The sequence below is a fragment of the Vibrio sp. MEBiC08052 genome, assembly GCF_001506075.1.
Taxonomy (GTDB): Bacteria; Pseudomonadota; Gammaproteobacteria; order Enterobacterales; family Vibrionaceae; genus Vibrio.
The window spans coordinates 1,756,235-1,757,704 of record NZ_KQ947475.1; the positions used below are offsets into that span (position 1 = coordinate 1,756,235).

The window sequence follows — 1,470 nt, forward strand, 5'->3', positions numbered from 1 at the left end:
ATTATGTGCGCTACCATCAAGAAATTGACGGGGAGGATTTGGTGTAATTAATTGGTTTGTCTGGATTTCGAGCCGCGGTTGCGGCTCGTTTTACAATAGAAGGTGTAACTCGTCGGCTACGTTCCTGACCGGGGTGGTACCGCCACCCCGGATATTCACCTCAAGGGTCAGTGGCTACGGGAAGCCGGGTTTGAGACCGGGACGAAGATTACCGCAGACTGTATTATGCTCATCCCCGACATCAGTTGATATGAATGAAAACAGCCGGGACTATTTTTAGCCCGGCTGTTTTTTTGAGGGGGTTTGAATGTGTCAACTGGGTTAAATTTAATTCCCCATATTCCCTTTTATTAATGAATATGTATTAAAGCAATCTATTGTTTGTTTATCAGTATCAACTTTAATGGTATCGGGAATATCAAAAACCTTTAACAGCTGTTCAAAATCAATTTCATTCTTTAAATGACAAAAATATCCTGTTCGATTATTACCCCATAAAAATGAATTACAAGATTCGTTACCATGTTCCAGTAAATAATCAACTATAGGTTGCAAATGATAGTAATCTGGCATTCCATCTGGAGCATATGCTTCAATTTTGATCATTATTTATTCCTTAATTTTTCTAATTTATTAGAAATATCAGGTGCTTTAGTATCTTTCATGACCTCTAAAGAGCCTTTAACAGGCACCAACTTTATTAAATGTTCATCTAGGATAAAGTATTGATCATGTGTCTTATAGCGGCCCGGATTAAATTGCGGATTTGCTTTAGTAGGACCAAATGCCGCACCTCCCATAGGAATATCTTCTTTCACTTCAAACATCTGAACATATTTTTTATAGTCAGTTCGTCCATCGCCAGCATATACCTGAACTCCTTGGTTCAGTGCCCTTGAACTAACTAATCCATCTTTGGCTCGACTAACTTCAACTGCACTTGGAGTAGTAAAATAATTACCCGTAATACCACCTTGCTCTTTCCAGGTTATATGAGCTAGCTGAGTTCCTTTCGGTATAGAAATATCTTCTAATTTATCTACTCCAAAATAAGGATCAGAACCTTGATAAGCAGCCGACTGTTCAGCGGCAGTCAAAGGATTCCCCGCACAATCCCCCACACACTGCGTCAACCCCAGCGGGTCAATCCATCCCGTCGGGTTTTTCACATACTGGTAGTTGTTTAAACCACCTGCAAGCCCTATCGGGTCGGGGGTGATAAAGCGTCCGGTGCTCGGGCTATAGTAACGGTGACGGTTGTAATGTAAACCCGTTTCTGCATCATAATACTGCCCCTGAAAACGCAGCGGGCTGACGATTTCTGCCTTGCGCTGGTAAGCCACATTGCCGTAACTGTGGTAATCCACCGACCAGGCCACGGCACCGGTGGCATCAGTAATTTCCAGCGGCGTGCCAATCTGGTCAAGGTGATAGAAATAAGGTGTGGCATTGTCTGCCCCTTCACCGGTG

General features: G+C 42.9%; 2 protein-coding genes and 1 pseudogene. 1 reads left to right on the forward strand and 2 read right to left on the reverse strand.

The genetic code is table 11. The features are described 5' to 3' along the window. Positions 1 to 123: 123 nt before the first annotated feature. Positions 124 to 249: pseudogene (locus VRK_RS21675) on the forward strand (SymE family type I addiction module toxin); the annotation flags it as partial. Between the two features lie 78 nt (positions 250 to 327). Here VRK_RS21675 and VRK_RS07695 read toward each other — a convergent pair. Next, complete coding sequence (locus VRK_RS07695; protein ID WP_059120827.1) at positions 328 to 606, reverse strand: hypothetical protein; 279 nt, start codon at positions 604 to 606, stop codon at positions 328 to 330. Beyond that, positions 606 to 1,470 (reverse strand): RHS repeat-associated core domain-containing protein (locus VRK_RS07700; protein ID WP_197413073.1); only part of this gene is annotated, 865 nt, incomplete at its 5' end. The genes VRK_RS07700 and VRK_RS07695, both read right to left, overlap by 1 nt.

What these genes read in the sequence shown, in the direction of transcription:
- VRK_RS07695 (WP_059120827.1), bottom strand. Translation starts at nt 606, where the DNA reads ATGATCAAAATTGAAGCATATGCTCCAGATGGAATGCCAGATTACTAT.